The sequence below is a fragment of the Variovorax sp. Soil_C_39 genome (genome assembly GCF_057656815.1).
The window spans coordinates 1-653 of the sequence record NZ_JBDGJQ010000040.1 but is presented as its reverse complement, the minus strand read 5'-3'; the positions used below and the strand labels follow the sequence as shown (position 1 = coordinate 653).

At 64.6% G+C, this 653-nt stretch carries 1 protein-coding gene; it reads right to left on the bottom strand.

All coding sequences use genetic code 11. From position 1 onward, the window contains the following. Nucleotides 1–5: 5 nt before the first annotated feature. On the bottom strand, nt 6–653 hold a 648-nt coding region (locus tag AC3A6J_RS28000; protein ID WP_487863271.1), incomplete at its 5' end, for an EF-Tu C-terminal domain-related protein.

The window sequence follows — 653 nt, the reverse complement described above, 5'->3', positions numbered from 1 at the left end:
CCGGCTTAGATGTCGAGGATCTTTGCCACGACGCCCGAACCCACGGTGCGGCCGCCTTCACGGATGGCGAAGCGCAGGCCTTCTTCCATCGCGATCGGGTTGATCAGCTTCACGGTGATGCTGACGTTGTCGCCAGGCATGACCATTTCCTTGTCCGTGGGCAGCTCGATGGCGCCGGTCACGTCCGTCGTGCGGAAGTAGAACTGCGGACGGTAGTTGTTGAAGAACGGCGTGTGACGGCCGCCCTCGTCCTTCGACAGCACATACACCTCGGCGGTGAAGTGCACGTGCGGCTTGATCGAGCCGGGCTTGCACAGCACCTGGCCGCGCTCGACTTCTTCGCGCTTCGTGCCGCGCAGCAGCACGCCCACGTTGTCGCCAGCCTGGCCCTGGTCGAGCAGCTTGCGGAACATTTCCACGCCGGTGCAGGTGGTCTTGACGGTCGGGCGGATGCCGACAATCTCGATTTCCTCGCCGACCTTGATCACGCCGCGCTCGACAGCGCCGGTCACGACCGTGCCGCGGCCCGAGATCGAGAACACGTCTTCGACGGGCATCAGGAAGGTACCGTCCACAGCGCGCTCGGGCGTCGGGATGTAGTTGTCCAGCGCTTCGGCCAGCTTCATGATGGCGCCCTCGCCCAGTTCGCCCTT